Origin of the sequence: Streptomyces millisiae, assembly GCF_031845425.1 — a bacterium.
In the GTDB taxonomy this organism is placed as follows: Bacteria; Actinomycetota; Actinomycetes; order Streptomycetales; family Streptomycetaceae; genus Streptomyces; species Streptomyces millisiae.
The window spans coordinates 100,136-125,152 of the sequence record NZ_JAVREM010000002.1; the positions used below are offsets into that span (position 1 = coordinate 100,136).

Consider the following 25,017-nt stretch of genomic DNA (forward strand, 5'->3'; position numbering starts at 1 on the left):
TTCCGCCGCGTGGTGGCCCGTGTCACACTCCGTGGTATGCGACGTGGTGGTGTGCGACGTGCGGACGTGGTGGTGGTCGGCAGCGGCCACAACGCGCTGGTCGCGGCGGCCTACCTGGCCAGGGCCGGCCGGGAGGTCGTCGTGCTGGAGGGGAACGACCGGGCCGGCGGCCTGGTGCGCACCGACGAACTGACCCTGCCCGGCTTCCTGCACGACACCTACTCCTCGCTCCACCCACTGTTCGTCTCCGGCCCCGCCTACGCCGAACTGGGCCCGGAGCTCGCCCGGTTCGGCCTGACGTACCGCGGCTTCCGCCACAGCTTCGGTGTCTCGCTGCCCGGCGCGGGCGGCAGCGCCGTCCTCTCCACGGACGCGGCCGAGAACGTGGCGGAGTTCGAGCGGCTGGCCCCCGGCGACGGCGCGGCGCTCACCGAGCTGCTGGCCGACTTCGAGCCCCATGTCGGCCCGGTCTTCGGCCTCTTCGGGGCCGAGTTGGCCGGCCGCGCGTCGGCCCGCGTCATCCACGACCTGATGCACGAGGGACGCACGTATTCCACGTTCGCCCGCGACTTCCTGCGCACCGCCCGCGACCTGCTCGAACACCGATTCCGCTCGCCGGTGTCGCGCGCCCTGCTGGCGCCGTGGACGCTGCACCTCGGCCGCGGCCCCGACGAGGTGAACAGCGCCTTCTGGGTGCTGCTCGTGCTGATCGCGGAGACCTCGGTCGGCTCGCCCACGCCCGAGGGCGGCGGCGAGCGGCTGGTGCGGGCGCTGGTCGCGCTGATCGAGGCACACGGCGGGCGGGTGGAGACCGGGCGCCGGGTGGACCGGATCCTGCTGCGGAACGGCCGGGCGGCCGGGGTCCGGACAGCGGACGGCGAGGTGGTGGCGGCCCGGCACGCGGTCGTCGCCTCGGTCAACCCCGACCAGCTGTACCTGCGGCTCCTCGCCCACGAGCCCGACGCCGTCCCGCCGCTGCTCCGGCGGCAGGCGGGCGAGTTCCGGTACGGGCGCGGCTGCGTGCAGCTGCACCTGGCGCTGTCCGAGCCGCCACGGTTCGCGGACGAGCGGCTCGCCGCCGCCGGCCTCAACCACCTGACCGCCGGCCTCGACGGGGTGTCCCGCGCGGTCAACGAGGCCACCAGGGGACTGCTGCCGGCCGAGCCGACGATCTCCCTCGACACCCCCTCCGTCGCCGACCCGTCCCGCTGCCCACCGGGAGCGGCGGTGGCGCGCCTGCAGATCCTCGACGTGCCGCTGCGCCCGCGCGGCGACGCGGCGGGCGAGATCGAGGTGGGCGACGCGGGCTGGACGACCGGGATCAAGGAGGCGTTCGCCGACCGGGTGATCGCGCTGGCCGGCCGGCACGCGCCGAACCTGCCGGGCGCGATCCTCGGCCGGTACGTGATCGGGCCCGACGACCTGGCCCGGTTCAACCCGAACTGCGGCCCCGGCGACCCCTACGGCGGCAGCCACGAGCTGGCCCAGAGCTACCTGCTGCGGCCCCTGCCCGCCCAGCCCTCGCACCGCACGGTGGTGCCGAACCTCTACACCCTCGGCGCCGCCACCTGGCCGGGCCACGGCGTCAACGGCGCCTCCGGGTACATCGTGGCGCGCGAACTGCTGGGGCTCAGCCCCACCGCAGCTTGACCCGGCGCTCGGCCAGGCCGAGGAGCGCGTCGCTCGCCTTGCCCAGCAGGGCGAGCAGGACGATGGTCAGCAGCAGCACGTCGGTGCGGCCGGTGTTCTGGCTGTCGATCAGCAGGTAGCCGAGGCCCATCGAGGAGGCGATCAGCTCGGCGGCCACCAGGAAGAGCCAGCTCTGCGCCAGGGCGAGCCGGACGCCGGACAGGACGGCGGGGGCCGCGGCGGGGAGGAGGACCTGGGCGAGCAGGGCGGGGCCCGTCCGGCCGTAGGCGTGGCCGAGTTCGACCAGGCGGCGGTCGGCGTGGTCGAGGGCCGAGGCGACCGTCGTGTGGACGGGGAAGAAGGCGCCGATCGCCACCAGGGTGAGCTTCGGGGACTCGCCGATGCCGAGCCAGAGCAGCAGCAGCGGCACCCAGGCCAGCGAGGGCACGGCGCGCAGCGCGCCCACCGTGGGCGCGAGGAGGGCGCGGGCCGGCCGGGAGAGGCCGACCAGGCCGCCGAGCAGCAGACCGGCCACCGTGCCGATCGAGAAACCGATCAGCACCCGCTGCACGCTGATCGCGACGTGGTGCCGCAGGTCGCCGTGGGCCAGCAGGTCGCCCAACGCGCGCCACACGTCGCCGGGCGGCGGCAGTTGGGCGCGCGTGTAGGCGCCGGAGGCGGCGGCCGACTGCCAGGCGAGCAGCAGCAGGAGGGGGATCAGCAGCCCGGCCGAGGCGCGCGCGAGACGACGGCTCAACGGTCCGCCGCCGCCGTCGCGAACTCCGGCGCGAAGAGGGTGTCGAGGGCCTCGGTCACGGACTCCTCGTCGGGCACCTGGCGTTCGGCGACCAGCAGCGGTGCCACGCGTTCCAGGACCGCGCGGTGCTCGTCGCCCGGCACCGGGGAGATGTCGAGCCGGGTGCGGTCCAGCAGCTGGCGTTCGGCGACCTCGGTGGAGACGCCGGCGGCCTCGGCCAGGATGTCGACCGCCTCGTCCGGGTGGTCGAGGATCCAGGCGCGGGCCCGCTCGTAGGCGTCGACCACCGTCTGCACCAGCTCGGGGTGGGCGTCGAGGAACTCCTCCGACACGTTGAGGAAGCCGTAGGAGTTGAAGTCCAGGTTGCGGTAGACGAGACGGGAGCCGGCCTCCAGCTCGGTCTGCGCGGTGTACGGGTCGAGGCCGGCCCAGGCGTCGACCTGGCCGCGTTCCAACGCCGTCCTGCCGTCCGGGTGCTGGAGGTTGACGACGGACACGTCCGCGGCGTCGAGCCCGGCCTCGCGCAGCGCCTGGAGCAGGAAGAAGTACGGGTCGGTGCCCCGGGTGGCGGCCACCTGGCGGCCGGCGAGCTCAGCGACCGAGTCGATGTCCGAGTCGGCCGGCACCACGATCGCCGACCATTCCGGCTGGCTGTAGACGCTGACGGTGCGCAGCTCGGTCCCGTTGGCGCGGGCGAGCAGCGCCGGGGTGCCGGCCGTCGAGCCGAAGTCGACCGCGCCGGCCCGCAGGTTCTCGTTGGCCTTGTTGCTGCCGAGCGACTGCAACCAGCTGACGGTCACGTCCTGGTCGGCCAACTCGTCCTCCAGCCAACCCTGTTCCCTGATGACGAGCGACTCGGGGTTGTAGTAGGCCCAGTCCAGGCGGAGTTCGACGGACGCGCCGTCGGAGCCCGAGCCGCCGCCGGAGTCCTCGCCCGCCACGCAGCCGGTGACGGCGAGCAGCAGGACGGCGGAGACGGCGGCGGGGCCGAGGCGGGTGCTTGTGGTCATCGCAGGGCTTCCCGGGAGGCGGAGCGGTGGTCGGACACGCCGAGCCGGCGCAGGAGTTCACCGCGCAGCGGCGGCAGCGTGGGGTCGTCGTGGGCGCGCGGACGCGGCGCCGGAACGTCGAGGGCGGCGACAACGGAGGCCGGCCGGTCGCCGAGCAGCAGCACGCGGTCGGCCAGCCGCAGCGCCTCGTCCACGTCGTGGGTGACGAGCAGCACCGTGGTGCCCTGGGCCCGCTGGACCTCGTCCAGCAGGTCCTGCATGCGCAGCCTGGTCAGCGCGTCGAGCGCCGCGAACGGCTCGTCGAGCAGCAGCACCCCGGGGCGCCGCGCCAGCGCCCTGGCCAGCGCGGCGCGCCCCGCCATGCCGCCGGACACCTGGCTCGGCCGGTGCCCGGCGTAGTCGGCCAGGCCCACCACCCCCAGCCAGTACGCGACCTCGGCCGCCCGCCGGTGCCGCGGGGTGCCGGGCGGCAGGCCGAAGGCCACGTTGGAGGCGAGGCCGCGCCAGGACAGCAGCCTGGCGTCCTGGAAGACGACCGCCGCCCGCTGGTGGGGCCGCCGCACGGGAGCGCCGTCCACCAGCACCTCGCCCGCGCTCGGCCGGTCGAGCCCCGCGATCAGCCGGAGCACCGTGGACTTGCCGGAGCCCGAGGCGCCGAGCAGCGCCACCGTCTCGCCGGCCGCGATCGTCAGGTCGACGCCCGACAGCACCCGGTGGTCGCCGAAGTGCCGTGCCACGCCGCGCAGTTCCACCGAGGCCGGGCGGGCGGTGGGGGCGCTCACGCGCCCAGCTCCGCCCATGCCGACGCCAGCAGCTCGTAGGAGCGCACCCGGTCGCGGTGGTCGTGGGTGATGGTGGTGACCAGCAGTTCGTCGGCCTCGGTGGCGTCGCGCAGCTCGCGCAGCAGCCCCGCGACCCGCTCCGGGGAGCCGACGAACTGGGTGTCGACGCGGTCGGCGACCAGCGCCCGGTCCGCTTCCGTCCACGGCTCGCCGCCGACCTCGCCGGGGGCCGGGAACGGGCGCGCGCCGCCGCCGGCGCGGATGCTCCGCACCCAGGGGCCGTAGCCGGCGGCCAGCTCGCGTGCGGTGTGGTCGTCCGGCGCCACCACCACGTCGGCCGAGACCTGCACGTGCGGCCGGTCGAGGTCGGCCGAGGGGCGGAACGCCGCCCGGTAGGCGGCCACCGTCTCCAGCACGGTGCCGGGGCTGACGTGGTAGTTGGCGGCGAAGCGCAGCCCGCGCTCGCCGGCCACCCGGGCGCTCTCGCCGGCGCTGCTGCCCAGGATCCACAACTGCACCTCCGCGCCCTCGCCGGGCACGGCGTGCGCGGCCAGGCCCTCGGGGGAGCGGTAGTCGCCGGCCAGCAGGGCCCGGATGTCGTCCACCTGCGCGGCGTAGTCCCGGGGTTCCGCGCCCGGCGGGAAGAGCAGCTCCTGGTGGAGCCGGAAGCGGGGCGAGTCGAGCAGCCCGGCCGGGTCGAACGGCCGCGGGATCAGCAGCGTGCCGACGCGGCGGGCCTCGGCCGGTGCGGCCCGGGGCGCCGGCGGGCGGGCGCCGTACGACGGCGGCTTGCGGTGTCCGGAACGGCCGAGCCCCAGGTCGATCCGCCCCGGGTGCAGCGCGTCGACGAGGCCGAACTGCTCGACGACCGACAGCGCGGTCTGGTGGCCGAGCTGCACGGCGCCCGAGCCGACCCTGATCCGCCGCGTCGCGCCGGCGACCAGCGCGATCACCAGCGCCGGCTGGGAGCCGGCCACCCCGGGCGCCAGGTGGTGCTCGGCGATCCAGTACCTGTGGTAGCCGAACTCCTCGGCGCGGCGCGCCAGATCGACCGTGTTGGCGAGGGCGGCCGAGGCCGTGGAGCCGGAGCTGATCGGCACCAGGTCGAGAACGGACAGTGGCACGGGCCGCGCGGACATGGCACACCCTTTCGCTGCGTCGGATGAGTGGGCGGCCGGCACACCGGAGGGGATCGGTGGCCGGCCGCCGGCCCGGGCGGTCGTCCGCCGCCCGGGCCGGTCAGGGCGCGGGCGCCGCCGTGGTCGACAGCGGCGCGCGCCGGCCGGCGAACGTGCTACGCGGCCGCGGGAGGCCGTAGTGGTCGCGCAGCGTCGTGCCGGTGTACTCGGTGCGGAACAGGCCCCGGCGGCGCAGGATCGGCACCACCTCGTCGGCGAACACGTCGAAGCCGCCGCTGAGCCAGGGCGGCATGACGTTGAAGCCGTCGGCGGCGCCGCCGGTGAACCACTCCTCGATCCGGTCGGCGACCTGCTCGGGCGTGCCGGCCACCACCCAGTGGCCGCGTGCCCCCGCGAGCCGGTGCAACAGCTGCCGCAGCGTGGGGCGTTCCCGCTCGATGACGTCGACGATCAGCTGGAAGCGGCTGGACGCGCCACGCTCCCCGCCGGTGTCGATCGCCTCGCGCGGCACCGGCCGGTCGAGGTCGGCGACATCGAACCTGACGCCGAGCAGCCGTTCGAGGAGTTGCAGCGAGTACTCGGGCTGGGTCAGCTCGTTGAACTCGTCCCGCAGCGCCCGTGCCTCCGCCTCCGTCGAGCCGATGAACGGGCTGATGCCCGGCAGCACCAGCACCCGGTCGGGGTCACGACCGAGCGCCGCCGCGCGCCGCTTGAGGTCGGCGTAGAAGTCCCGCGCCGAACCGAGCGTCTGGTGCGCGGTGAACACCGCCTCGGCGTAGCGGGCCGCGAAGCCGCGACCGTCCTCGGATGAGCCGGCCTGCACGTAGACCGGGCGGCCCTGCGGGGTGCGCGGCGTGTTGAGCGGGCCCCGCACCCTCAGGTGCCGGCCCTCGTGGTCGATCGGGTGGATCCGGTCGGTGTCGGCGAAGACGCCCGACGCCTGGTCGGCGATCAGCGCCTCGTCCTCCCAGCTGTCCCACAGCTTCGTCACCACGTCGACGAACTCCCGTGCCCGGTCGTACCGTTCGGCGTGCACCGGGTGCGCGTCGAGGCCGAAGTTCCCCGCCGCCTGCGGGGCGCCCGTGGTGACGATGTTCCAGCCGGCGCGGCCCCGGCTCAGGTGGTCGAGCGAGGCGAAGAGCCGGGCCAGGTTGTACGGCTCGGTGTAGGTGGTGGAGGCGGTCGCGATCAGCCCGATCCGGCTGGTGACGGCCGCCACCGCCGCCAGCCAGGTGAACGGCTCCAGGCGGAACCGGCTGGCGTAGCGCACGTTGTCCGGCAGCGAGGGCCCGTCGGCGAGGAACACCGCGTCCAGCGTGGCGGCCTCGGCGCGGCGGGCCAGCTCCTGGTAGAGGCCGATGTCCAAAAGCCGGTCGGGACGTGAGCCGTGGTAACGCCAGGCCGCCTCGTGGTGGCCGCCCGGGTAGATGAACAGGTTGAGCCGCAACCGGCGTTCGGCGGTCCCGGTCATGGTGTCCCGCCCTCCGCCGGCTCGACGCCGCCCCGGTCCGCGTCCGGCCCGTCGGCGTCCGCCGGCTCGACGTCGACCCCGAGGCGGGCCAGCAGGTCGGCACGGAGCGCCGCGTACGCGGGGCTGCCCGGCGCGCGCGGCGCGGGCAGCGTGATCGGCAGGTCGGCGGCGATCCGGCCCGCGTCCAGCACCAGGACCCGGTCGGCGAGCGCGATCGCCTCGTCCACGTCGTGCGTGACCAGCAGCACCGCGGGGCGGTGCGCCTCGCACAGCCGCCGCAGCAGCGCGTGCATCCGGATCCTGGTCAGCGCGTCCAGCGCGCCGAACGGCTCGTCGGCCAGCAGCAGTTCCGGCTCCCGCACCAGCGAGCGGGCCAGCGCCACGCGCTGCTGCTCGCCACCCGACAACTCCACCGGCCAGGCGCGCTCCCGGCCGGCGAGGCCGACCTCGGCCAGCGCGGTGCGGCCCCGCCGGGTCGCGTCAGGACCGTCGAGGCCCAGCGTCACGTTCTCCAACAGCCGCTTCCACGGGAGCAGTCGGGCGTCCTGGAAGACCACCGAGACGTTCTCGGGCGCGTCCAGGCGCTGGTAGCCGGTCACGTCGTGGTCGATGCCGGCCAGCACCCGCAGCAGGGTGCTCTTGCCCGAGCCGCTGCGCCCGATCAGGGCCACGAACTCGCCCGGAGCGACGGTCAGGTCGAGCGCGTCGAGCACCCGCCGGTCCCCGAACGCCCGGACCAGGCCCTCGATCCGGACCGCGGCCCCGGTCGTCAGGCCGCCCTTCAGGCCGTCCTTCAGTCCGCCAGCGTGCGTCGCCATGACAGCGCCCTCCTCTGCACGAGCCGCACCAGGCCGTCGGAGACGAGCCCGAGCAGGCCGTAGACCACCAGGCCCACGATGATCACGTCGGTCTGTCCGTAGGTACGCGCCAGCTCCATCATGTAGCCGATGCCGCTGGTGGCGTTGACCTGCTCGACCACCACCAGGGCGAGCCAGGCGTTGGTGACGGCGAACCGCATGCCGAGCAGGAAGCCCGGCAGCGCGCCCGGCAGCACCACGTGCCGCAGGAACGCGACCCGGCCGAGGCGCACGGTCTCGGCCAGCTCGACATAGCGACTGTCGATCGTGCGCAGCCCGTTGTGGGTGTGGACGTAGATCGGGACCAGCACGCCGAGGGTGATGGTGACGATCTTCATGGTCTCGCCGATGCCGAACCACAGGATCAGCAGCGGGATGAGGGCCAGCGACGGGATGGACCGCTTGATCTGCACGGGGCCGTCGATCACCCCCTCGCCGAGCCGGCTCAACCCGGCGATCACGGCCAGCACCAGGCCGGCCGCCACCCCGAACCCGAGCCCGGCCAGGGCGCGTTGTGCCGACGTCCACAGGTTCTCCTGGAGCCGGCCGTCCTCGATCAGCTCCTGGGCGGTCGTCACCACCTCCCAGGGCGCCGACAGGTTCCGCTCGTCGATCCAGCCCGCGGCCGAGCCGACCGACCAGATAAGGAGCAGCAGCAGCGGTCCGACGGCCCAGCCGTAGCGGATGGGTCGCCCGGGCCCGAGCCGCCGCCTGCGCCGCCGGGGCGCCGGGGGCGGCTCGGCCGCCCGCGGCGTGGCCGTCGGGATCTCGGTCGCCGTCACGACCCACCACCCTCCGCGTCCGCGATGGCGTCGGCCGCCACCGTCTCGTAGCGCCGGTCGAACAGGGTCCCGGCGTCGAACGACTCGCGGTCGAGCTCGGCGGCCAGCAGCTCGATGGTCTGCTGCTGCCGCTCGATGGCGCCCGACCAGTCGGCCGGGAACTCCGGGTGCCCGTTCTGCTCGACCAGGTACTCGCCGTCCTCGGTGCTCAGCCCCTGGTCCTCGACGTAGTAGCCCTGGATCCACTCCTCGGGATGCTCGTCGGCCCAGGTCAGCGCGCGCGCCCAGAGGCCGATGAACTCCCGGATGGCCGCCGCCTTCTGTGGGTCGCTCACGGCCGACGTCGGCACCCACAGGTGGGTCGGGTCGTCGCGCAGCCCGTGGTGGAAGGTGGTGCCGCCGTCCGGCCCGTACTGCTCCAGGTAGCGACGGATGTTGACGCCGCCGAGCGGCGCCACGTCCACCTCGCCGTTGCCGAGCGCCGTGGGGTACACATCCCCGGTGCTGGGGATCTCCACGAGCTCCACGTCCTCCGTGGTGAGGCCCGCCGCGTCCAACACCCGCAGGACCAGCGCCCCCTGCGCCTGCCCGGGGCTGAACGCGATGCGCTTGCCGCGCAGGTCCTCCAGCGAGTCGACGTCCGCGCCCGGCGCGACGCCGAGTTGGTAGATCGGGTGCTCGACCGGGTCCTGCCGGAACTGCGTCGCCACCAGCTTGGTGTCGAGCCCCGTCCAGTGCGCGTGGATCGACGGGATCTCGGCCGCCGAGCACACGTCCAGCGCGTTGGCCCGGAACGCCTCGGAGCACTGCGGCCCGCCGCTGATGTTGGCCCACTCCACGGTGAACGGGATCTCGTCGATCAGCCCGGACAGCTCCAGCGCGACCTGCGCCTCCGGGGTGCCGATGGTCAGGGTCGTCTCGGGATCGACGGTCGCTGGAATCTCCGCCGCGGCCAACTCCTCGTCGCTCGCGCCGCCCTCCGCGTCGTCGGAGGCGCAGCCGGCGAGCAGCAGCGGAGCGACGAGGGCGGCGGCGAGCGCGATGGGTCCAAATCTGGGCATGGTGGTTCCCGGGAATCGTGTGCGTGAACAGCCGAACGCCGGCGAGAACGCGGCGGAAACGCGGCGTCGCCGGAAAGGGAGGATCCGTGGGGGGGAAATACGCGGAGAAGAAGAGATCAGCGACACATGGCGGTGGCGACGCGCATCAGATCGACGGCGCGCCGCTGGCTGAGCTGGGCGAAGGTCCGCATGTCCGAGAAAGTAGCGAACACCTGGGCGAACGGTCAACGACGTGCACGGGCGGGAGTTTCCGACGTGGGGCCGGTGTAACACGGCTTCAACATCCGAAGCGGATCCGCCGATGTCAGAAGGCTCGATGAACGCGTGCGAACGGAACATGAAATCCGCCGCGCAGCGCTGGCGGGCGCCGCGCGGAGATCCCAGCGGCGAGCGGCTTCGGCAACGTGGCTGGCGCGAGACCTCAACGGATGTGCGTTGAGATCCGGCGGCTCGGCGACAACGGCATAGCCATTCGAGACTCCAAGGACCGTGCGAGGGGCGCGTTTACCTTCACCGGCGCGGCTGGTCCACCTTTGTCACTCACCTCAAGGATGACCAGAACGCACGTTCCTGAAGGGGGCGGGACGCGGGATGGATGAGCTCGTCTCGATGCCGGCCTGGGAGAGATCAGGTTCGGCCCTTCGCCGCGCGGACGATCAGCGTCCCGATATGGCCGGGGGTGGGCGCGTCAAGCAGCTGGGCCTCGGCGGTGCGGAAGCCGGCCCTCAGGAGTAGCCTCTCCCACTTCCTCGGCGTGTAGCTGTAGCGATACGTATACCTCGCCCTGCCGGCGAAGCCGCCCTTGTACATGCCCTGCGGGCCGTAGGCGCCCGGGATGGCCGGGGGCTGGGAGAAGACCAGCACCCCTCCGGGGTTGAGGCGTTCAGCGACGAGCGGTAGGAGTTCCGCGGGATCGGTGAACCAGATGGCGCCGAAGATCGAGTAGATGGCGTCGTAGGTCTCGGTGCTGCTCCGTAGGTGTTCCAGGACCTCGGAGCACACGAACCGAGCGCCCAGCGGTGCCCAGCGCTCGGTGACGTTCTCGATCATGACCGGTGACAGGTCGACTCCCGTCGCCTTGATCCCTTGCCGTGCCAGGTAGGCGAGGGCCCGGCCCGTGCCACAGCCGATCTCCAGGACGGTCGTCGGTTCGCCGAGGAGTTCGGGGCCCGGCCCGTGCCCGGCGTACTGCGTCCAGCCGAAGTCGGGATCGGCGTCGAACACCTTGCTCGTGGTGCTTCTGGCGTAGGCGTCCCACAGTTCACGTTCGTGGTCGATGTTGTGCTCGGCGGGCAAGACGCTTCCTTGGCGATGGGGGCGGTGTCCTGCCACGTCTCTCACTGGAGGTGACAGGACACCGTCGGGGGATCGGATCAGTGGCTGTCGGGCACCTGGTTGTCGCAGGGTGAGCAGTCGGAGGCGTCCACCGACCACAGTTCCTCGTCGACCGCGAAGCCGCTCCTGCGAAGCAGTTCGGCGGTGCGCAGCACGGTGCCGTCGCGCCGGCGCTCGATCAGCGGCGCGTGGTGTTTGTAAACCCCTCGGTTGTACTCGTCGCAGAAGGCGAAGTAGAGGGGCGTGTCGAGGATGATCTGATGGACTCCGAGGTCCACGGTGTAGCCGACTCCCATGTCGACGCCCGGGTTCTCCATCGCGGTGACGAGATACGCGACGCCCTGGCCGAGGATGCGTTCGGCGAGGCTCCGGACGGCGACGCTGTCGCGGAGCAGTAGGCGCACTTCCCGCTCCCAGAGGCTGTCGACGCCGACATCGGTGATGAGGTGGGGAACGCGGTCCCGAAGCGCGTTCAGGATGATCTGAGGGTCGCGGGTCAGGGGTTTCGTTTCGACGGCTGTGCCCATGTGCTTTTCGCCTCCGGCTTGGGTGTGTGGAGGTGCGAGGGTTGGTTGGTACGGGCCCGTGTCAAGCACGTTAGGAGAGGCGTGCGCGGCCGGCGAGGATATTGCACGAGATTGCTGACGTTCACCCGAACGTGGCCATGGCGTCCAGGATGAGCGCCCGGGCTCTTGCCCCATGTACGGCTATTCCGGACAGGCGCTCGAACGCTCGCAGATACAGCCGGATCTCGCTCGGAGCGGTGATGTTGATGTTTGCCGACAGCGTCTCGACCTGTACCTGGGCGTCGTCGAAGGCCAGGAAGCCTTCGAGTGTCCACATGTGTCGGGGCGCCGTCCGTGGAATCACTCCCAGCGAGACGGTCGGCAGCGCCATCACGGTCAGCAGGTAGCCGAGCTGACCAGCCATCGTCTCGGCATCGCCGAAAGGGAAGTAGAGGACATCCTCCTCCATGAGGAGGGCGAAGCGTTTCGTGCCGTCGTACAGCACCTTTGAACGCTCGACACGTGCCGTCGCCGCCTCGGTCGCGTCGTTCACCGTGCCTTCGAACTCGGCGATGGTGGCGAGCAGCGCCTCCGCGTAGCCATGTGTCTGCAACAGGCCAGGGACGACGTTGGAGCAGTACACCCGCATGTGCCGGGTGCGTTGGTACAACGGCACGACCGACGTCTGGTTGCGTTTCAGTCCCGTGCCCTGCAGGTGGCGCCACTCGCGATACATGGAATCCGCGGTGCGGGAGGCGGCGATGAGATCGGCGATCTGGTCCTCGGCACCGCAGGCCCGACACCAGGCGCCGATGTCCGCGTCCGACGGGCGGGTTCTGGCGTTCTCGATGCGCGACGCCTTCGCGGGGTGCCACCCGCATCGGATGGCCAGTTCACGTCCGGTGAGACCGGCGTCGCGGCGGAGGTGTCCGAGGCGGGTGGCGACGGCCTTGTGGGCCTCCTGAACGCTCGACGAGGGGGAGACGGGCATGGAGTTGACTGTCCGGACGTGGGGGATGAGCGGCTAGACGTAGTAGTCCTCATGCACAATAGCCTTCTGCCACACGGCCTCGAAGGCCGATGCGCACAGCGAGGCGACGGTCGGGTCGTCGCTCAGTACGGGCTCGACCGCGTCACCGTCGCCCGAGAAGAGGTTGAAGCGGACGAGCCGAGCGTCGATGAGCCAGAAGTCGGCGGCCGGCAGGGGGATGTCAAGTGCCAGGCGGCGCGGCAGCCAGCGGACATCCTCGCCGGCCTCGATGTTCAGTGGCGTCGTGAAATGCTCGAACCTGACGTACTCGGAGACCGGCTCGGAGACGATACGCGCCCTGCGGACGGTAACGCCGCGCCCGACCGTCCGAGAGACCAGGGCGAACCAGTCGGCGAGGGCGTCGCGTGCGTGATCGTGGGTCCACTTGCCAGCGTGCCAGAGTGCCAGGTCCTCCTCTTCCTCGAGCACGGCATACGTGTCCCTCATCTCCAGGTGAACGGCCGAGTGCCGGGCGGAAGCCAGCAGTTCATCGAAGCTGGGGGCCTTCGGCTTCATCACACGCCTTCCTGATGAGCTGGATCATGCGGTAGGGGAGGCGGACGACACCCTCCGACGACGGAAGCGGACTGTTCTCGGCGCAGGCCGCCTCCGTCTCGGCGTCGGGTTTCCAGCTTTGGAAGAGCACTTCCTTCTTCACGTCGTCGATCCATACCCCCGGGCAGTTGCCGCCGTTGGTGTTCGGGTCGATCCCGATGAACCGGAGAGCCATGGATGCCCTCGCCTTCCGAGAGAGTTGCAGGGCCATGCACGACAGTCACCGAGCGCAGCGGAGGGCGTCAAGAGCGCAGAAGCAGCACGGGGGGCTCGTGCCCGTGGCGGAGAGCATGAGGAGTCGAACAGAGGTAGGGGCGGTCGGCCGTGATCTCGCACCCTCGTGGGTCACCGCCGTGTCGCCCGCCGCCGGGGGCGCCGAGCGTACCTGGCGGCGAGCCGGCTCATTGCGGGGTACGCGCGGACGGCCAGGAGCTGAGCGCCTCTCGCTCGGGGCCCGCGGCCGCCAGGGCCTCGCGGTGGGCGGCGTCGAGGAGTTCGGCCACCAGCACGCGGCGGTCGGTGCGGGCGGAGAGCACGGCCGCGTCGACCATGGCGAGGCTCAGCAGGTTCTCGTGGATCTCGCCGCGCGGCGGGGTGCCGGTGCGCAGGGCGTGGACGAAGGCGGCGAGCGCGCCGGCGATGCCGCCCGGCGCCCCGTCGTCGGCCGGTTCCGGCGCCGGGTCGAGCGACGACCGGGGCGGTCCCTCGCCGTCCCAGGTGGCGGTGCCGTGGGCGCCGCTGAGCCGCCAGCCGCCGTTCCAGGAGGTCTCGAGCCCCGGGCTGCACCAGCTGCCGGTGTAGACGTAGCGGACGCCGCCGGTCATCTCGAAGACGGCGGTGGCGGCCGCGTCGCCCGCGTACCAGCTCCAGGACGGGTTGTACTCCTGGCAGTAGACCGAGACGGGTTCGGCGTCGAGGACGTAGCGGGCGGCGTCGAAGGGGTGGATCGCCATGTCCAGGAGCAGCGGGTGCGCCATGGCGTCGCGGAAGCCGCCGAAGCGCGGGGCGAGGAAGAACTCCGTGGTGAGGACGCCGAGCGGGCCGAGCCGGCGGGCCTGGTCGCGGAAGCGCCGCAGGTGGCGGTCGTGGCTGCGGGACTGGCTGACCATGAACAGCTGGCCGGCGAGCTCGGCCGCCGCCGCGAGCCGGAGCGCCTCGGCGACCGAGGCGGCGGCCGGCTTCTCGCCCAGCACGGGCAGGCCGAGCCCGAGGGCCTGGAGGGTGACCGGCAGGTGGGCGGCCGGCGTCGTCACGTTGATGACGGCCTGCGCGCCGGACGCGGCGGCCACCGCCGCCAGGTCGGTGCCGGCGACGGCGCCCGGCACGCCGTCGGCCGCCGCCGTGGCCGCGTCCGGGTCGAGGTCGACGACGCCGACCAGCGTGACGTCGGGCGAGGCGGCGACGGTGCCCAGCCAGGCCCGGCCCATCCCGCCGGCGCCGACGAGGAGGACCCGCAGCGGGTCGCCGTCGGCCGGGAGGGCGCGGAAGCGGGGGCCGGTCACGCGGGGCCGCCCTCGTCCTCGAACCAGCCGGTCTCGCTGCGGACCAGCGTCGGGGTGGTGCGGGGCGCGGCCGGCGCGGCCCAGGTGACGGCGTTGGCGATGACGCGGCGCACGTCCGGGTGGTGGTAGACGGGGTAGTCCTGGTCGCCGGGGCTGAAGTAGAAGATCTTCCCGTGGCCGCGCCGGAACGTGCAGCCGCTGCGGAACACCTCGCCGCCGGAGAAGGAGCTCACGAACACCAGCTCGTCGGGGGCCGGGATGTCGAAGAACTCCCCGTACATCTCCTGCTCCTCGATGACGATCGGGTGGGGCACGCCGGCCGCGATGGGGTGCGAGGGGGCGACCGTCCACACCAGCTCGCGGTCCCTGCCGTTGCGCCAGCGCAGCGTGCAGGTGGTCCCCATCAGCCGGGTGAAGATCTTCGACCAGTGCCCCGAGTGCAGCACGATCAGGCCCATCCCGGCCAGCACGTGCCGGTGCACCCGGTCCACGACCTCGTCCGCCACCTCGCCGTGGGCGATGTGGCCCCACCAGGTCAGCACGTCGGTCTCGGCCAACACCTCCTCGGTCAGGCCGTGTTCCGGCTCGTCCAGGGTGGCGGTGCGCACCGTGGCCGCGGCGCCGAGGTGCTCGGTCACGCCCTCGGCGACGGCCGCGTGCATGCCCTTCGGGTACAGGCGGGCGACCTTCTCGTCCCGCTGCTCGTGACGGCCCTCGCTCCAGACGGTGACCCGCAGGGGGGAGACGGGCGACGACATGGCCTCACTCCGGTCCTGCCCGGGCCGCCGAAAAAAATTTCGCCAACACCGGGCCTAGTTTTCGCAACAAACGGCAGCCAAGCTAGGTCGCGGGGCGCGGCCTGTCAAGGGAGGCTGGGGCGGGCCGAGGGGCCGAAAGAGCGTGAGGGCCTAGGGTGGGTGTTTCGAAAACTGTCGGCACCCAGCGGAGGCGGACTCATGACCGATGGCCGGGCGGCGCGCCTCACCCTCGCCCAGATCGCCGAGACGGCCGGGGTGTCGGTCTCCACCGTCTCCAAGGTCCTCAACGGCCGGGACGACGTCTCCGCCGACACCCGCGCCCGGGTCGACGCCGTGCTCCGCAGGAACCGGTACGTGCGCCGCGGCGCGCCCGCCACCGAGCCGGCGGCGCCCGGCCCCCGCACCGTGGATCTGGTGCTCGGCGGGATCGACGGCTCCTGGCCGGCGAGCGTCGCCAGCGGCATGGAGGCCGCGGCCCACGACGCGGGACTGCACGTGGTGATCTCCGTCGCCCGCGCGGAGGGCCGCGGCCCCGACTGGGTGGACCGCGCGCTGGAGCGGGGCAGCTCGGGCGTGGTCGTCGGCCTCGCCGAGCCGACCGAGGACCAGCTGCGGCGACTGGCGCGGGCCCGGATCCCCTGCGTCGTCATCGATCCGCTCAGCGACCCGCCGCCCGGCGTGTGGTCCGTCGGCACCACCAACTGGTCGGGCGCCTACGAGGCGACCAGCCACCTGCTCGACCAGGGCCACCGGCGGATCGGCCTGGTCACCGGCCCTCCCGGGCACCTCTTCGCCCGGGCCCGCATCGCCGGCTACCGCTCCGCGATGTCGGCGGCCGGCGCGGAGGCCCCACCCGAACTGCTGCGACACGGCACCTACGACCGGGCCAGCGGCCGCGCCCAGGTGCGGGCGCTCATCGACCTGCCGGAACCGCCGACCGCGGTGTTCGTCTGCTCCGACCACATGGCGATCGGCGGCTACGAGGCCCTCGCCGAGGCCGGTCTCCGGGTGCCGGACGACGTCAGCGTCGTCGGCTTCGACGACCTGCCGGAGGCCCGCTGGGTCACCCCGCCCCTGACGACGGTGCGCCAACCCCTCAAGGAGATGGGCGGCGCGGCCCTCCGCACCCTCGCCCGGCTGATCGCGGGTGAGGACGTCGAGAGCCCGCGAACCGAGCTGGCCACCACGCTGGTGCCACGCGGCAGCACGGCGAAACGGCGCTGAGCGGACGTGCCGCGCCGGCCCCCGCCGCGGCGGGGGCGGGCATGGTTCGGCGGGCGCCGAACCGTTCGGCGCCTAGCGTCGGGGCATGACAGGCGGAGTGCACGAGATCCATGACCACGCGGGCGTGTCGGCGGCGCTCGCCGACCCGGCGCTGGTTCCGCAACGGCCCGCGGGTGAGGGGGCGGTCGGGGCGAGCGTCGGCTGGTTGCGGGCCACGGTGGCCCGGTTCGCCTCGGGCGAGGCGCACCTGCGGTGGCGCGCCCTGGTGACGGCGGAGCTGGCCCGGGTCGAGCCCGCCGAGTTGCTGCGGGCCGCCACGGCGGAGGAGGGGGCGGGGGAGACCCGCGTCCGGGTGGTGCGGGTGCTCGCCCGGGCCCTCGGGATGCCGGATCCCCAGGCGGTGGCCGAGGACGTGGTCGCGGTGGCCGGAAGCTACTTCGGCGGCCAGGACCGGGCCGCCGACGAGGCGGTCGGCCGGCTGGTGGACCGGTTGGCCCCCGCGGGGGCCGGCGAGGCGGAGCTGGAGGCGGTGGCCAACCGGGTCGGGCTGCTGGTCCAGGCGTGCGAGGCGACGGCCGCGCTGGTCGAGGCCGCCGCCGGAGGCGACGCGCCGCTGGCCCGGGTCCTCAGGGACACCCCGCCGGTGCGGACCATGCGGCGCGTCGCCGCCCGGGCCACCCGGGTCGCGGGCCGCGAGATCGCCGAGGGCGACGTGGTGCTCCTGGACCTCGCGACCGCCAACCGGGCGCACCCCGCGCCGCTCACCTTCGGTGGCCCGCCCCGCGTCTGCCCGGGCCGGGCCCACGCCCTCGCGCTGACCCACGGCCTGACGCGCCGCCCGATGACCGCCTTCGCCCGACTGCACCACCTGCGGGCGCCGCTGCTGCTGCCCAACGCCTGGGACCACGCCTCGGCCGCCGCGTTGGCGGCGCGCGGCTTCGCCGCCGTCGGCACCACCAGTCTCGGGGTGGCCGCGGCGGCCGGGGTGCCGGACGGGGCGGGCGTCACCGCCGAGGAGACCCTGGCGCTGGCCCGGCGCCTCGGCCGTGGCTCGTTACTGTTCACCGTGGACGTCGAGGGCGGCTTCAGCGACGACCCGGGGGAGGTCGCCGAGCTGGCGCGGAGGCTGCGCGAGGCCGGCGCCGCCGGGATCAACATCGAGGACGGCCGCCCCGACGGCACACTCGCCCCACCGGCCTCGCACGCGGCGAAGATCGCCGCCGTGAAGGCCGCCGTGCCCGAGCTCTTCGTGAACGCCCGGACCGACACCCACTGGCTCGGCCGCCAGCGGGCGGAGACCGCGACCCGCCTCGCCGTCTACGAACAGGCCGGCGCGGACGGCGTGTTCGTGCCCGGTCTGGTGGACCGGGACACGATCGCCGCGCTGACGTCCCTGCTCGTCACCCCGTTGAACGTCCTGTACGCGCCGACCGGCCCGAGCGTCGCCGAGTTGGCGGCCCTCGGCGTGCGCCGGATCAGCCTCGGCTCGCTGCTCTACCGCACCGCCCTCGGCGCGGCCGTGGACGCCGCGACCGCCGTCCGGGACGGCCGGCGGCCGGCCGGTTCCGGCGTGCCGTCGTACGCCGAGGTGCGGCGACTCGGGCGGTGACTCGGTCGGTGGTCGAGGGGGAAGGATCTTCGACGGCGGGGGATTGTCAGCGGCGGTAAATCGATTCATCCTCGTGAAGGACGCAGATCGGACGCCTCGAAAGGCACTCCAAACATGGCAACACCATTGGGTGTTCAGCTCTACACGGTGCGTGACGCGCTCGCCGCCGACCGGGACGGCGTGCTCGCGCGGCTCGCCGGGATCGGCTACACGGCGGTCGAGCCCTTCAACCCCACCGACGACCCAGCGGGCTTCCGGCGGGTCGCCGACGACCTCGGGCTCGCCGTGTCGGGGACGCACGCCATCCAGCTACTCGACGGGGAGACGGCACCGGTCTTCGAGGCGGTGGCCACCCTCGGCACCGACCTGGCCATCCTGCCGGCCGGCATCCCGCAGGAGGACTTCGCCGGTCGGGACGGGATAGCCAGGGCCGCCGACCTGCTCAACGGGCTCGCGGAGGACGCGGCCAAGCACGGGCTGCGGATCGGCTACCACAACCACTGGTGGGAGATAGAGCCGGTCTTCGACGGCCGGCACGCCATCGAGCTGCTGGCCGAACTCCTCGCCCCCGAGGTGGAGTTGGAGATCGACACCTACTGGGCCGCGGTCGGCGGCGCCGACGTGCCGGCGCTGCTCGGCCGGCTCGGGAACCGGGTGACGGCGCTGCACGTCAAGGACGGTCCCGCGGTGAAGGACGAGCCGCACGTGGCCGTGGGGGCCGGGGTGATGCCGGTGCCCGAGGTGCTGGCCGCGGCCCCCGGCGCGCAGCGGATCGTGGAACTCGACTCCTGCGCCACCGACCTGTTCGACGCGCTGGCCGCCAGCCGCGCCTACCTCGCCGGGCTGGGGGAGGCATGACCGGAGGCCCCGTGGGCGTCGCCATCGTCGGCGCCGGCAACATCAGCGGACAGTACCTGCGCACCCTCGGCAGCTTCCCGGACGTCCGGGTGCTCGGCATCGCCGACCTGGACGCGGAGCGCGCCCGGGCGGCCGCCGCCGAGCACGGCGTCCCGGTGGCCGGCGACCTCGACACCGTGCTCGCCGTGGACGAGGTGGAGATCGTCGTCAACCTGACCGTGCCCGTGGCGCACGCCCAGGTGGCCACGGCGGCGCTGCGCGCCGGCAAGCACGTCTACGGCGAGAAGCCGTTCACCGCGACGCCCGCCGAGGGCGAGAAGGTGTTCGCCGAGGCGGCCGAGCGCGGGCTGCTGCTCGGCGGCGCGCCGGACACCTTCCTCGGCGCCGGCATCCAGTCCGCGCTGCGCGCCGTGCGGGAGGGGAGGATCGGCACGCCGGTCGGCGTGGCGACCGCCACCCAGAGCCTGGGCCCCGAGGGCTGGCACCCCGATCCGGCCTTCTTCTACCAGCCGGGCGCCGGGCCGCTGTTCGACATCGGCCCCTACTACCTGACCACGCTGGTGGCGCTGTTCGGCCCGGTCTCCGAGGTGTACGCGACCGGCGCGCGGGGGCGGGCGGTGCGCGTCGTCGGCTCCGGGCCCAAGGCCGGGCAGGAGTTCCCGGTGGACGTGCCCACCCACGTGCAGGCGCTCCTCACGTTCGCCTCCGGGGTCACCGCCAGCTCGCTGTTCAGCTTCGACTCCTCGATCTGGCGGACCTCCATCGAGATCGTCGGCAGCGAGGGCGCGTTGGCCCTGCCCGACCCCAACACCTTCGAGGGGCCACTGCGGTTGCTGACCAACGGCACCAAGGAGTGGGTGGAGCTCCCGGTGGAGGGTTCGACGGCCGGCCGTGGGCTCGGCGTTCTCGACATGGCGCGGGCGCTGCGCCGGGGCGTGCCGCACCGGGCCTCGGGGGCGCTGGCGCTGCACGTGCTCAAGGTGATGGCGGCGATCGCGGAGGCGGCGGAGAGCGGCGAGCCGCGCCGGCTCGACACGGCCGGCGCGGCCCCGCTGACGGCCCCCGAGCCGCTGCCGGCGGGCTGGGACCCGTACGCGGCCGAGCTGTAGGCGGGCCCTGGTCGTGAGCGCGCGACGGGCCGCCGTCCCCCCGGGGACGGCGGCCCGTCCCGCCGCCGAGCGGCCCTCTCCGGGCCGCGCGGCGTCTCGATGGCCGGGGCGATCGGCTGGAACCAGCCCGGGCCGGGCGGTGTCACTCGCAGAAGACCCGCACCGTGGTGTCGGGGTCGTCGACATCGACGGTGAGCTCGTCGAGCTGGTCGACGAGATCCTCGAGGTGCTGCGGCTTGAGCTCGGTGAGGTCGATCGGCACCCCCGCCCTGTGCAACTCCGCGTTGGCCTTGCTGAGTGCCTGCGGAGGGACGAGGGTCGTCAGCCGGACCCCGGCGCGCAGCAGTTGTAGCGGGACCCGGACGTTGATCCGGCTCGACCCGTCGCCGCCCGAGTCGTCCGCCGCGTTCACCACCACGCGCAGGTACTTGGGTCGGGCTTTCGAGCGGGACGCGGCTCGCGGTGACGACTCCGGCTGCTCCCGCTCGACCGCGTCGATCAGCCGCTCGGCCTCGTCCGCGGTGATCTTGCCCTCGGCCAGCATCTCGAGGATCTGGCGGCGCTGCTCATTCACTGTCCACTCCTGCTCTCCGACTCATCTGACGCACACCAGCAGGGCCGTTGGGCCCTGCTCGAACTCGACCCGCGTGCCGGGCAGCGCCCACAGCAACCGCCCGGCGCCGCGCAGCGCGCCCACCGGGCTGATCCGGAAGACGAGGCAGGCGACCAACCCGCCCAGCACGGCGAGCAACAGCAGCGGTGACAGCAGCAACAGAGCCGGCGGAACGGGGACATGAAGCCGCCGCCAGCGCCCGTCGGGCCGGCGACGGCGCACCGTCACCAGGTACGGGATCACCGCGGTCCCTCCAACTCGGCCAGCGCCTCCCGGGCGCTGATCTCCCCCCGGCGCAGGCGGTCGACGACATCGGCGGCGCCGGTGGGCGCCGGGTCCGTGTCCACGAAGTCGAGCTGCTCGGCGATCCGCTTCAGCCGGGACTTGACCGTCGGGTAGCTCACCCCGAAGATCCGCTCCATCTCCTTGATCGAACCGTGCGCCCGCACGAACGCGGCGACGAACACCTGGTCGTCGGCGCTGAGTTGAGCCAACTGCGGTGGCTCGAACTCCCCCTCGACCGCGACGCCACTGCCGACGAGCCGGACCCGCTCGACCACGAACGGCTGCCCACGCGTCAGATCCGTCAGCTCCTGCCAGTCCACCCTGGCCCCCTTGCTCTCGGCGACGAGCTCATAGTTCATTTCTATCTTGACTTTTTTAATCGATCAACGCGGTAACATTGATTTTCTTAATATCGGCTTCGATGTGCTGGATGGGTCCGGCCGGCCCGGGCGGGATGGACAAGCCCGAAGTGCCCTTGTTAGCTTCGACGTCACGACGCTCGGCGATCCCTGCCGGGCGCGCCGCGTTCCGGGTGAGGAGGCACGCCATGCACGGACCCGCTCCGGCGACGGCGTCGCTCGTCCGGCGCCTCCCCATCGATCTGCGTCGCTCCGCCAGCTCCCTCTGTAGCTGAGCCCGCCGCACCCGTTCCCCACCGCCGCGCCCGGCGGCCTCCCGGCCTGCCCGCCGGCCCTGCTTCCCGCGTTTCCGCACTCGCGTTCCCCACCTGACCAGGAAGCGAGACCTCGCCATGACCACCGCACGCCACCTGCACCTGGCCGTCGCCCTGGACGGCGCCGGCTGGCACCCCGCCGCCTGGCGCGAGCCGACCGCCCGCCCCGAGGAACTGCTCACCGCCCGCTACTGGGCCGACCTGGTCGCCACGGCCGAGTCGGGGCTGCTCGACTTCGTCACCTTCGAGGACGCGCTGGCCCTCCAGTCCACCGACCTCAACCGGCACGACGACCGCGTCGACCAGGTCCGCGGCCGGCTCGACGCCGTCCTCATCGCCTCCCGCGTGGCGCCGCTGACCCACCACATCGGTCTTGTGCCGACCGCCACCACCACCCACACCGAGCCCTTCCACGTCTCCAAGGCGATCGCCACCCTCGACTTCGTCAGCGAGGGCAGGGCCGGCTGGCGCGCGCAGCTCTCGAAGCCGCTGGAGAACCCGCACTTCGGGCGGCGCCGGGTCCTCCCGCTCCCCGAGCCGGGGCCCGACGGCCTCCCCTCGCCGGACGAGATCGCCGACGCGTTCGCGGAGGCCGAGGACTTCGTCACCGTCGTGCGGCGGCTGTGGGACAGCTGGGAGGACGACGCCGAGATCCGCGACGCCGCCACCGAGCGGTTCGTCGACCGCGACAAGCTGCACTATGTCGACTTCGTCGGCCGCTGGTTCAGCGTCCGTGGCCCCTCCATCGTGCCCCGGCCGCCGCAGGGGCAGCCGCTGGTCACCGCGCTCGGCCACGCCTCCGTGCCCTACCGGTTCGGTGCCAGGTCCGCCGACGTCGTCCACGTCACGCCTCGGGACGCCGACCACGCGCGCGCCGTCGTCGGTGAGATCCGCGCCGCGCAGCAGGCCGCCGGGCGTGGCGAAGAGACCGTGCACGTCTTCGGCGACCTGGTGGTGCTCCTCGGCGCCACCCAGGCCGCGGCCGAGGACCGCAGGGCCAGGCTCGACGGTCTGGCCGGCGCCGAGTTCACCAGCGACGCCCCGATCGTCACCGGAACCGCCGCCCAACTCGCCGACCGACTCCTGGAGTTGCGCGAGGCCGGGCTCACCGGCTTCCGGCTGCGCCCCGCCGCGCTCCCCGACGACCTGGACGCCGTGGTCCGCGACCTGGTGCCCGAGCTGCGGCGCCGGGACGCCTTCCGCGCCGCCTACGAGGCGGACACCCTGCGCGGCCTGCTCGGCCTCGGCCGCCCCGCCAACCGCTACGCCGCCGCCCGCTCCTAGAACGGAGAGTCCCGTGAGCACCCCAGCGAAGCCCCGGAAGCAGGTCATACTCGGCGCCTACGTCGGCGGCGTCAACCACCACACCATCTGGTCGGATCCGGCGGCCGGCAGCCAGATCGCGTTCTCCACCTTCCGGCACGTCGCCACGACCGCCGAACGCGGCCGGTTCGACTTCTTCTTCCTCGCCGAGGGCCTGGCGCTGCGCGAGCGCCAGGGCAGGATCTTCGACCAGGACATCGTCGGCCGCCCCGACACCCTCCCGGTGCTGGCCGCGCTCGCCGCCGTCACCGAACACCTGGGCCTGGTCGGCACCCTCAACGCCACGTTCAACGAGCCATACGAGCTGGCCCGCCAACTCGCCTCCCTCGACCACCTGTCGGGCGGCCGGGCCGGCTGGAACGTCGTCACCTCCTTCGACGCGTTCACCGGCCGCAACTTCCGACGCGGCGGCTTCCTGGCCCGCGAGCAACGCTACGAGCGCGCCGGGGAGTTCCTGGCCGCCGCCCGCCAACTCTGGGACTCCTGGCCGGCCGACGCGATCGCCGCCGACCGGGACGGCGGCGCCTTCCTGCGCCACCCGGACGCCGGCTCCTTCGCCTTCTCCGGCGAACAGTTCGACATCCAGGGCCGGTTCACCACCCCGCGCGGCCCGCAGGGCCACCCGGTGATCCTGCAGGCCGGCGTCTCGCCCCAGGGACGCGACTTCGCCGCCGCCGGTGCCGACGCGATCTTCTCCCCCTACCGGACGCTGGCCGAGGCCCAGCCGTTCTACCGCGACATCCAGGCCAGGGCCACCCGCCTCGGCCGGCCGCCGGGCTCCGTGAAGGTGCTCCCCTCGGCGTCCTTCGTGCTCGGCGACACGGAGGCCGAGGCCGTCGAACGGCACCGGGACATCGCCCGCCGGCAGGTCACGGGGCAGACCGCCCAGATCCTGCTGGAGTCCGTCTGGAACCGTGACCTGTCCGGCTACGACCCGGACGGACCGCTGCCCGACATCGACCCGGACCCGGCCGGTCCCCGCGTGATCCAGGGCCGGGCCGTCCTGCACCAGGACCCGTTCGCCACCGTCGCCGAGTGGCGCGAACTCGCCGCCGCGCGCGGCTATTCGCTGCGGGACCTCGCCATCCACGTCTTCGGCAGGACGGAGTTCGTCGGAACGCCCGCCCAGGTGGCCGACCGCATCGACGCGTTCGTGCAGCAGGACGGCTCCGACGGCTTCATCCTCGGCTCCCACCTGGTGCCGAGCGGCCTCGACGAGTTCGTGGACACGGTGGTGCCGCTCCTCCAGGAACGCGGCTCGCTGCGCGCCGAGTACGAGGGCCACACGCTCCGGGACAACCTGGGCATCCCGACACCGGCGGCCCACACCCCCGTGGCGGGTGGTCCGGCTCAGATCTGGTTGAGCCCGCCGTCGACGTAGAGATTGGCGCCGTAGACGAAGCTGCTGTCCGAGGAGGCGAGGAAGGTCACGGCGGCGGCGATCTCGTCCGGGTCGGCGACCCGCTTGCGGGGCAGGCCGGCCGCGACCGCCTCCAGCATCTCCCCGGCGCGCTCACCGAAGGCCGCGTCCCACAACGGGGTGTTCACCGGCCCCGGTGAGATCGCGTTGACCCGGATGCCGCGGCCGCCGAGCTCGCTGGCCCAGGCGCGCGCGTAGGCCCGCACAGCCGCCTTCGACGCGCCGTAGGCGCTCATGCCCGCGGCGCCCCCCTCGCCGGCGGTGGAGGCGGTGAGGATCACCGAGGCACCGTCGTTGAGCACCGGGAGTGCCTTCCGCACGGTGAGGAAGGTGCCCTTGACGTTGATGTCGAAGATCGCGTCGTGGATCTCCTCGGTGAGCTCCTCCAGCGTGGCGATCGGGTTGATGGCCGCGTTGGCGAACAGCACGTCCAGGCCCTGTCCGCGCTCCCGCACCCGCTCGTACAGGCGATCCACATCGGCCGCGACGCGGACGTCACCGGGCACCGCGGTGGCGTTGCCGATGGCGGCGACGGCCTTCTCCAGCTCGGCCGCGCGCCGGCCGGTGACGAACACGTGCGCGCCCCCGGCGGCGAGTCGCTTCGCGGTCGCCAGGCCGATCCCGGTGCTGCCGCCGGTGACGACGGCGGTCTTGCCTTCGAACTGTCCCATGCGCGTGAACTCCCCATATTTTGGTACCGGTCGGTACTGAATGAAACCGTACCACCTT

The 25,017-nt window shown here is 73.3% G+C and carries 28 protein-coding genes; 8 read left to right on the forward strand and 20 right to left on the reverse strand.

What is annotated here, in order from left to right; all coding sequences use genetic code 11:
- The first annotated feature begins 36 nt into the window (after positions 1 to 36).
- Positions 37 to 1,650 (forward strand): phytoene desaturase family protein, encoded by a 1,614-nt coding sequence (locus tag RNC47_RS02555; RefSeq protein WP_311595084.1) that lies wholly within the window; start codon positions 37 to 39, stop codon positions 1,648 to 1,650.
- On the opposite strand, the gene RNC47_RS02560 is transcribed toward RNC47_RS02555, so the two are convergent.
- The 9 genes from RNC47_RS02560 to RNC47_RS37545 form a co-directional block, all read right to left on the reverse strand.
- A complete protein-coding gene (locus RNC47_RS02560) occupies positions 1,631 to 2,386 on the reverse strand; it encodes an ABC transporter permease (protein WP_311595085.1) in 756 nt (251 codons plus the stop codon). The genes RNC47_RS02555 and RNC47_RS02560 overlap by 20 nt on opposite strands.
- Positions 2,383 to 3,396 carry an aliphatic sulfonate ABC transporter substrate-binding protein gene (locus RNC47_RS02565; protein ID WP_311595087.1) on the reverse strand — a complete coding sequence of 338 codons (1,014 nt, stop codon included), beginning with the start codon at positions 3,394 to 3,396 and terminating at the stop codon, positions 2,383 to 2,385. The genes RNC47_RS02560 and RNC47_RS02565 overlap by 4 nt, the downstream gene beginning before the upstream one ends.
- Positions 3,393 to 4,178 (reverse strand): ABC transporter ATP-binding protein, encoded by a 786-nt coding sequence (locus RNC47_RS02570; protein ID WP_311595089.1) that lies wholly within the window; start codon positions 4,176 to 4,178, stop codon positions 3,393 to 3,395. Before RNC47_RS02570 ends, RNC47_RS02565 begins: the two co-directional genes overlap by 4 nt.
- Positions 4,175 to 5,317 (reverse strand): LLM class flavin-dependent oxidoreductase, encoded by a 1,143-nt coding sequence (locus RNC47_RS02575; RefSeq protein WP_311595091.1) that lies wholly within the window; start codon positions 5,315 to 5,317, stop codon positions 4,175 to 4,177. Before RNC47_RS02575 ends, RNC47_RS02570 begins: the two co-directional genes overlap by 4 nt.
- Positions 5,318 to 5,417: 100 nt before the next feature.
- The gene (locus tag RNC47_RS02580) at positions 5,418 to 6,788 is read right to left on the reverse strand and encodes an LLM class flavin-dependent oxidoreductase (RefSeq protein ID WP_311595093.1); all 1,371 of its coding nucleotides are present in this window, start codon (positions 6,786 to 6,788) and stop codon (positions 5,418 to 5,420) included.
- Complete coding sequence (locus RNC47_RS02585; protein ID WP_311595095.1) at positions 6,785 to 7,606, reverse strand: ABC transporter ATP-binding protein; 822 nt, start codon at positions 7,604 to 7,606, stop codon at positions 6,785 to 6,787. The genes RNC47_RS02580 and RNC47_RS02585 overlap by 4 nt, the downstream gene beginning before the upstream one ends.
- Positions 7,582 to 8,427 carry an ABC transporter permease gene (locus RNC47_RS02590; RefSeq protein WP_394814691.1) on the reverse strand — a complete coding sequence of 282 codons (846 nt, stop codon included), beginning with the start codon at positions 8,425 to 8,427 and terminating at the stop codon, positions 7,582 to 7,584. The genes RNC47_RS02585 and RNC47_RS02590 overlap by 25 nt, the downstream gene beginning before the upstream one ends.
- Positions 8,424 to 9,488 carry an ABC transporter substrate-binding protein gene (locus RNC47_RS02595; protein ID WP_311595096.1) on the reverse strand — a complete coding sequence of 355 codons (1,065 nt, stop codon included), beginning with the start codon at positions 9,486 to 9,488 and terminating at the stop codon, positions 8,424 to 8,426. The genes RNC47_RS02590 and RNC47_RS02595 overlap by 4 nt, the downstream gene beginning before the upstream one ends.
- Positions 9,489 to 9,604: 116 nt before the next feature.
- Positions 9,605 to 9,679, reverse strand: a complete 75-nt coding sequence (locus tag RNC47_RS37545) for a putative leader peptide (RefSeq protein WP_394814695.1) — start codon at positions 9,677 to 9,679, stop codon at positions 9,605 to 9,607.
- A gap of 237 nt (positions 9,680 to 9,916) precedes the next feature.
- Between RNC47_RS37545 and RNC47_RS37550 the strand changes: the two genes are divergently transcribed.
- Positions 9,917 to 10,087, forward strand: a complete 171-nt coding sequence (locus RNC47_RS37550; RefSeq protein WP_394814692.1) for a DUF397 domain-containing protein — start codon at positions 9,917 to 9,919, stop codon at positions 10,085 to 10,087.
- Positions 10,088 to 10,115: 28 nt separating this feature from the next.
- On the opposite strand, the gene RNC47_RS02600 is transcribed toward RNC47_RS37550, so the two are convergent.
- From RNC47_RS02600 to RNC47_RS02630, 7 genes are all read right to left on the reverse strand, one after another.
- Positions 10,116 to 10,784 carry a class I SAM-dependent methyltransferase gene (locus RNC47_RS02600; protein WP_311595098.1) on the reverse strand — a complete coding sequence of 223 codons (669 nt, stop codon included), beginning with the start codon at positions 10,782 to 10,784 and terminating at the stop codon, positions 10,116 to 10,118.
- A 77-nt stretch (positions 10,785 to 10,861) separates the two neighbouring features.
- Entirely contained in the window at positions 10,862 to 11,350 is a 489-nt protein-coding gene (locus RNC47_RS02605) for a hypothetical protein (RefSeq protein ID WP_311595100.1), read from the reverse strand.
- A gap of 121 nt (positions 11,351 to 11,471) precedes the next feature.
- Positions 11,472 to 12,320 (reverse strand): helix-turn-helix domain-containing protein, encoded by an 849-nt coding sequence (locus tag RNC47_RS02610; RefSeq protein WP_311595101.1) that lies wholly within the window; start codon positions 12,318 to 12,320, stop codon positions 11,472 to 11,474.
- 33 nt (positions 12,321 to 12,353) lie between these two features.
- Positions 12,354 to 12,875, reverse strand: a complete 522-nt coding sequence (locus RNC47_RS02615; RefSeq protein ID WP_311595102.1) for a DUF6879 family protein — start codon at positions 12,873 to 12,875, stop codon at positions 12,354 to 12,356.
- Positions 12,847 to 13,089, reverse strand: coding sequence for a hypothetical protein (locus RNC47_RS02620; protein WP_311595104.1), 243 nt, complete (start codon positions 13,087 to 13,089; stop codon positions 12,847 to 12,849). The genes RNC47_RS02615 and RNC47_RS02620 overlap by 29 nt, the downstream gene beginning before the upstream one ends.
- Positions 13,090 to 13,315: 226 nt before the next feature.
- Positions 13,316 to 14,416: a Gfo/Idh/MocA family protein gene (locus RNC47_RS02625; RefSeq protein ID WP_311595106.1), complete on the reverse strand. Its 1,101-nt coding sequence runs from the start codon at positions 14,414 to 14,416 to the stop codon at positions 13,316 to 13,318.
- The gene (locus tag RNC47_RS02630; protein ID WP_311595108.1) at positions 14,413 to 15,174 is read right to left on the reverse strand and encodes a ThuA domain-containing protein; all 762 of its coding nucleotides are present in this window, start codon (positions 15,172 to 15,174) and stop codon (positions 14,413 to 14,415) included. Before RNC47_RS02630 ends, RNC47_RS02625 begins: the two co-directional genes overlap by 4 nt.
- 198 nt (positions 15,175 to 15,372) lie before the next feature.
- On the opposite strand from RNC47_RS02630, the gene RNC47_RS02635 reads away from it, so the two are divergent.
- The 4 genes from RNC47_RS02635 (at position 15,373) to RNC47_RS02650 (ending at position 19,974) form a co-directional block, all read left to right on the forward strand.
- Positions 15,373 to 16,398, forward strand: a complete 1,026-nt coding sequence (locus tag RNC47_RS02635) for a LacI family DNA-binding transcriptional regulator (RefSeq protein WP_311595110.1) — start codon at positions 15,373 to 15,375, stop codon at positions 16,396 to 16,398.
- Positions 16,399 to 16,483: 85 nt separating this feature from the next.
- Positions 16,484 to 18,007, forward strand: a complete 1,524-nt coding sequence (locus tag RNC47_RS02640) for an isocitrate lyase/phosphoenolpyruvate mutase family protein (protein ID WP_311595112.1) — start codon at positions 16,484 to 16,486, stop codon at positions 18,005 to 18,007.
- Positions 18,008 to 18,121: 114 nt separating this feature from the next.
- Positions 18,122 to 18,865: a sugar phosphate isomerase/epimerase family protein gene (locus tag RNC47_RS02645; RefSeq protein ID WP_311595114.1), complete on the forward strand. Its 744-nt coding sequence runs from the start codon at positions 18,122 to 18,124 to the stop codon at positions 18,863 to 18,865.
- Positions 18,862 to 19,974 carry a Gfo/Idh/MocA family protein gene (locus RNC47_RS02650; RefSeq protein ID WP_311595115.1) on the forward strand — a complete coding sequence of 371 codons (1,113 nt, stop codon included), beginning with the start codon at positions 18,862 to 18,864 and terminating at the stop codon, positions 19,972 to 19,974. Before RNC47_RS02645 ends, RNC47_RS02650 begins: the two co-directional genes overlap by 4 nt.
- 142 nt (positions 19,975 to 20,116) lie before the next feature.
- On the opposite strand, the gene RNC47_RS02655 is transcribed toward RNC47_RS02650, so the two are convergent.
- From RNC47_RS02655 to RNC47_RS02665, 3 genes are read right to left on the reverse strand one after another with little or no spacing between them, the layout of a single operon-like run.
- Entirely contained in the window at positions 20,117 to 20,548 is a 432-nt protein-coding gene (locus tag RNC47_RS02655) for an SHOCT-like domain-containing protein (RefSeq protein WP_311595116.1), read from the reverse strand.
- Positions 20,549 to 20,569: 21 nt separating this feature from the next.
- Positions 20,570 to 20,830, reverse strand: coding sequence for a hypothetical protein (locus RNC47_RS02660; RefSeq protein WP_311595118.1), 261 nt, complete (start codon positions 20,828 to 20,830; stop codon positions 20,570 to 20,572).
- Positions 20,827 to 21,231: a DUF2089 domain-containing protein gene (locus tag RNC47_RS02665; protein ID WP_311595120.1), complete on the reverse strand. Its 405-nt coding sequence runs from the start codon at positions 21,229 to 21,231 to the stop codon at positions 20,827 to 20,829. Before RNC47_RS02665 ends, RNC47_RS02660 begins: the two co-directional genes overlap by 4 nt.
- A gap of 392 nt (positions 21,232 to 21,623) precedes the next feature.
- Here RNC47_RS02665 and RNC47_RS02670 point away from each other — a divergent pair, with 392 nt between their 5' ends.
- Together RNC47_RS02670 and RNC47_RS02675 are read left to right on the forward strand one after the other, a co-directional pair.
- Positions 21,624 to 22,829: an LLM class flavin-dependent oxidoreductase gene (locus tag RNC47_RS02670; RefSeq protein ID WP_311595121.1), complete on the forward strand. Its 1,206-nt coding sequence runs from the start codon at positions 21,624 to 21,626 to the stop codon at positions 22,827 to 22,829.
- Between the two features lie 13 nt (positions 22,830 to 22,842).
- The gene (locus RNC47_RS02675) at positions 22,843 to 24,249 is read left to right on the forward strand and encodes an NtaA/DmoA family FMN-dependent monooxygenase (protein ID WP_311595122.1); all 1,407 of its coding nucleotides are present in this window, start codon (positions 22,843 to 22,845) and stop codon (positions 24,247 to 24,249) included.
- Here the strand turns inward: RNC47_RS02675 and RNC47_RS02680 are convergent.
- Positions 24,219 to 24,959: an SDR family NAD(P)-dependent oxidoreductase gene (locus RNC47_RS02680; RefSeq protein ID WP_311595124.1), complete on the reverse strand. Its 741-nt coding sequence runs from the start codon at positions 24,957 to 24,959 to the stop codon at positions 24,219 to 24,221. The genes RNC47_RS02675 and RNC47_RS02680 overlap by 31 nt on opposite strands.
- Between the last annotated feature and the right edge of the window lie 58 nt (positions 24,960 to 25,017).

Bases quoted from the DNA above. Each gene is read 5' to 3' on its own strand.
- RNC47_RS02670 (WP_311595121.1), top strand. From the start codon at position 21,624: ATGACCACCGCACGCCACCTGCACCTGGCCGTCGCCCTGGACGGCGCC.
- RNC47_RS02580 (WP_311595093.1), bottom strand. From the start codon at position 6,788: ATGACCGGGACCGCCGAACGCCGGTTGCGGCTCAACCTGTTCATCTAC.
- RNC47_RS02585 (WP_311595095.1), bottom strand. From the start codon at position 7,606: ATGGCGACGCACGCTGGCGGACTGAAGGACGGCCTGAAGGGCGGCCTG.
- RNC47_RS02665 (WP_311595120.1), bottom strand. From the start codon at position 21,231: ATGAACTATGAGCTCGTCGCCGAGAGCAAGGGGGCCAGGGTGGACTGG.
- RNC47_RS02595 (WP_311595096.1), bottom strand. From the start codon at position 9,488: ATGCCCAGATTTGGACCCATCGCGCTCGCCGCCGCCCTCGTCGCTCCG.
- RNC47_RS02620 (WP_311595104.1), bottom strand. From the start codon at position 13,089: ATGGCTCTCCGGTTCATCGGGATCGACCCGAACACCAACGGCGGCAAC.
- RNC47_RS02645 (WP_311595114.1), top strand. From the start codon at position 18,122: ATGGCAACACCATTGGGTGTTCAGCTCTACACGGTGCGTGACGCGCTC.
- RNC47_RS02610 (WP_311595101.1), bottom strand. From the start codon at position 12,320: ATGCCCGTCTCCCCCTCGTCGAGCGTTCAGGAGGCCCACAAGGCCGTC.
- RNC47_RS02615 (WP_311595102.1), bottom strand. From the start codon at position 12,875: ATGAAGCCGAAGGCCCCCAGCTTCGATGAACTGCTGGCTTCCGCCCGG.
- RNC47_RS02565 (WP_311595087.1), bottom strand. From the start codon at position 3,396: ATGACCACAAGCACCCGCCTCGGCCCCGCCGCCGTCTCCGCCGTCCTG.
- RNC47_RS02680 (WP_311595124.1), bottom strand. From the start codon at position 24,959: ATGGGACAGTTCGAAGGCAAGACCGCCGTCGTCACCGGCGGCAGCACC.
- RNC47_RS02605 (WP_311595100.1), bottom strand. From the start codon at position 11,350: ATGGGCACAGCCGTCGAAACGAAACCCCTGACCCGCGACCCTCAGATC.
- RNC47_RS37550 (WP_394814692.1), top strand. From the start codon at position 9,917: ATGTGCGTTGAGATCCGGCGGCTCGGCGACAACGGCATAGCCATTCGA.
- RNC47_RS02640 (WP_311595112.1), top strand. From the start codon at position 16,484: ATGACAGGCGGAGTGCACGAGATCCATGACCACGCGGGCGTGTCGGCG.
- RNC47_RS02635 (WP_311595110.1), top strand. From the start codon at position 15,373: ATGACCGATGGCCGGGCGGCGCGCCTCACCCTCGCCCAGATCGCCGAG.
- RNC47_RS02650 (WP_311595115.1), top strand. From the start codon at position 18,862: ATGACCGGAGGCCCCGTGGGCGTCGCCATCGTCGGCGCCGGCAACATC.
- RNC47_RS02630 (WP_311595108.1), bottom strand. From the start codon at position 15,174: ATGTCGTCGCCCGTCTCCCCCCTGCGGGTCACCGTCTGGAGCGAGGGC.
- RNC47_RS02575 (WP_311595091.1), bottom strand. From the start codon at position 5,317: ATGTCCGCGCGGCCCGTGCCACTGTCCGTTCTCGACCTGGTGCCGATC.
- RNC47_RS02555 (WP_311595084.1), top strand. From the start codon at position 37: ATGCGACGTGGTGGTGTGCGACGTGCGGACGTGGTGGTGGTCGGCAGC.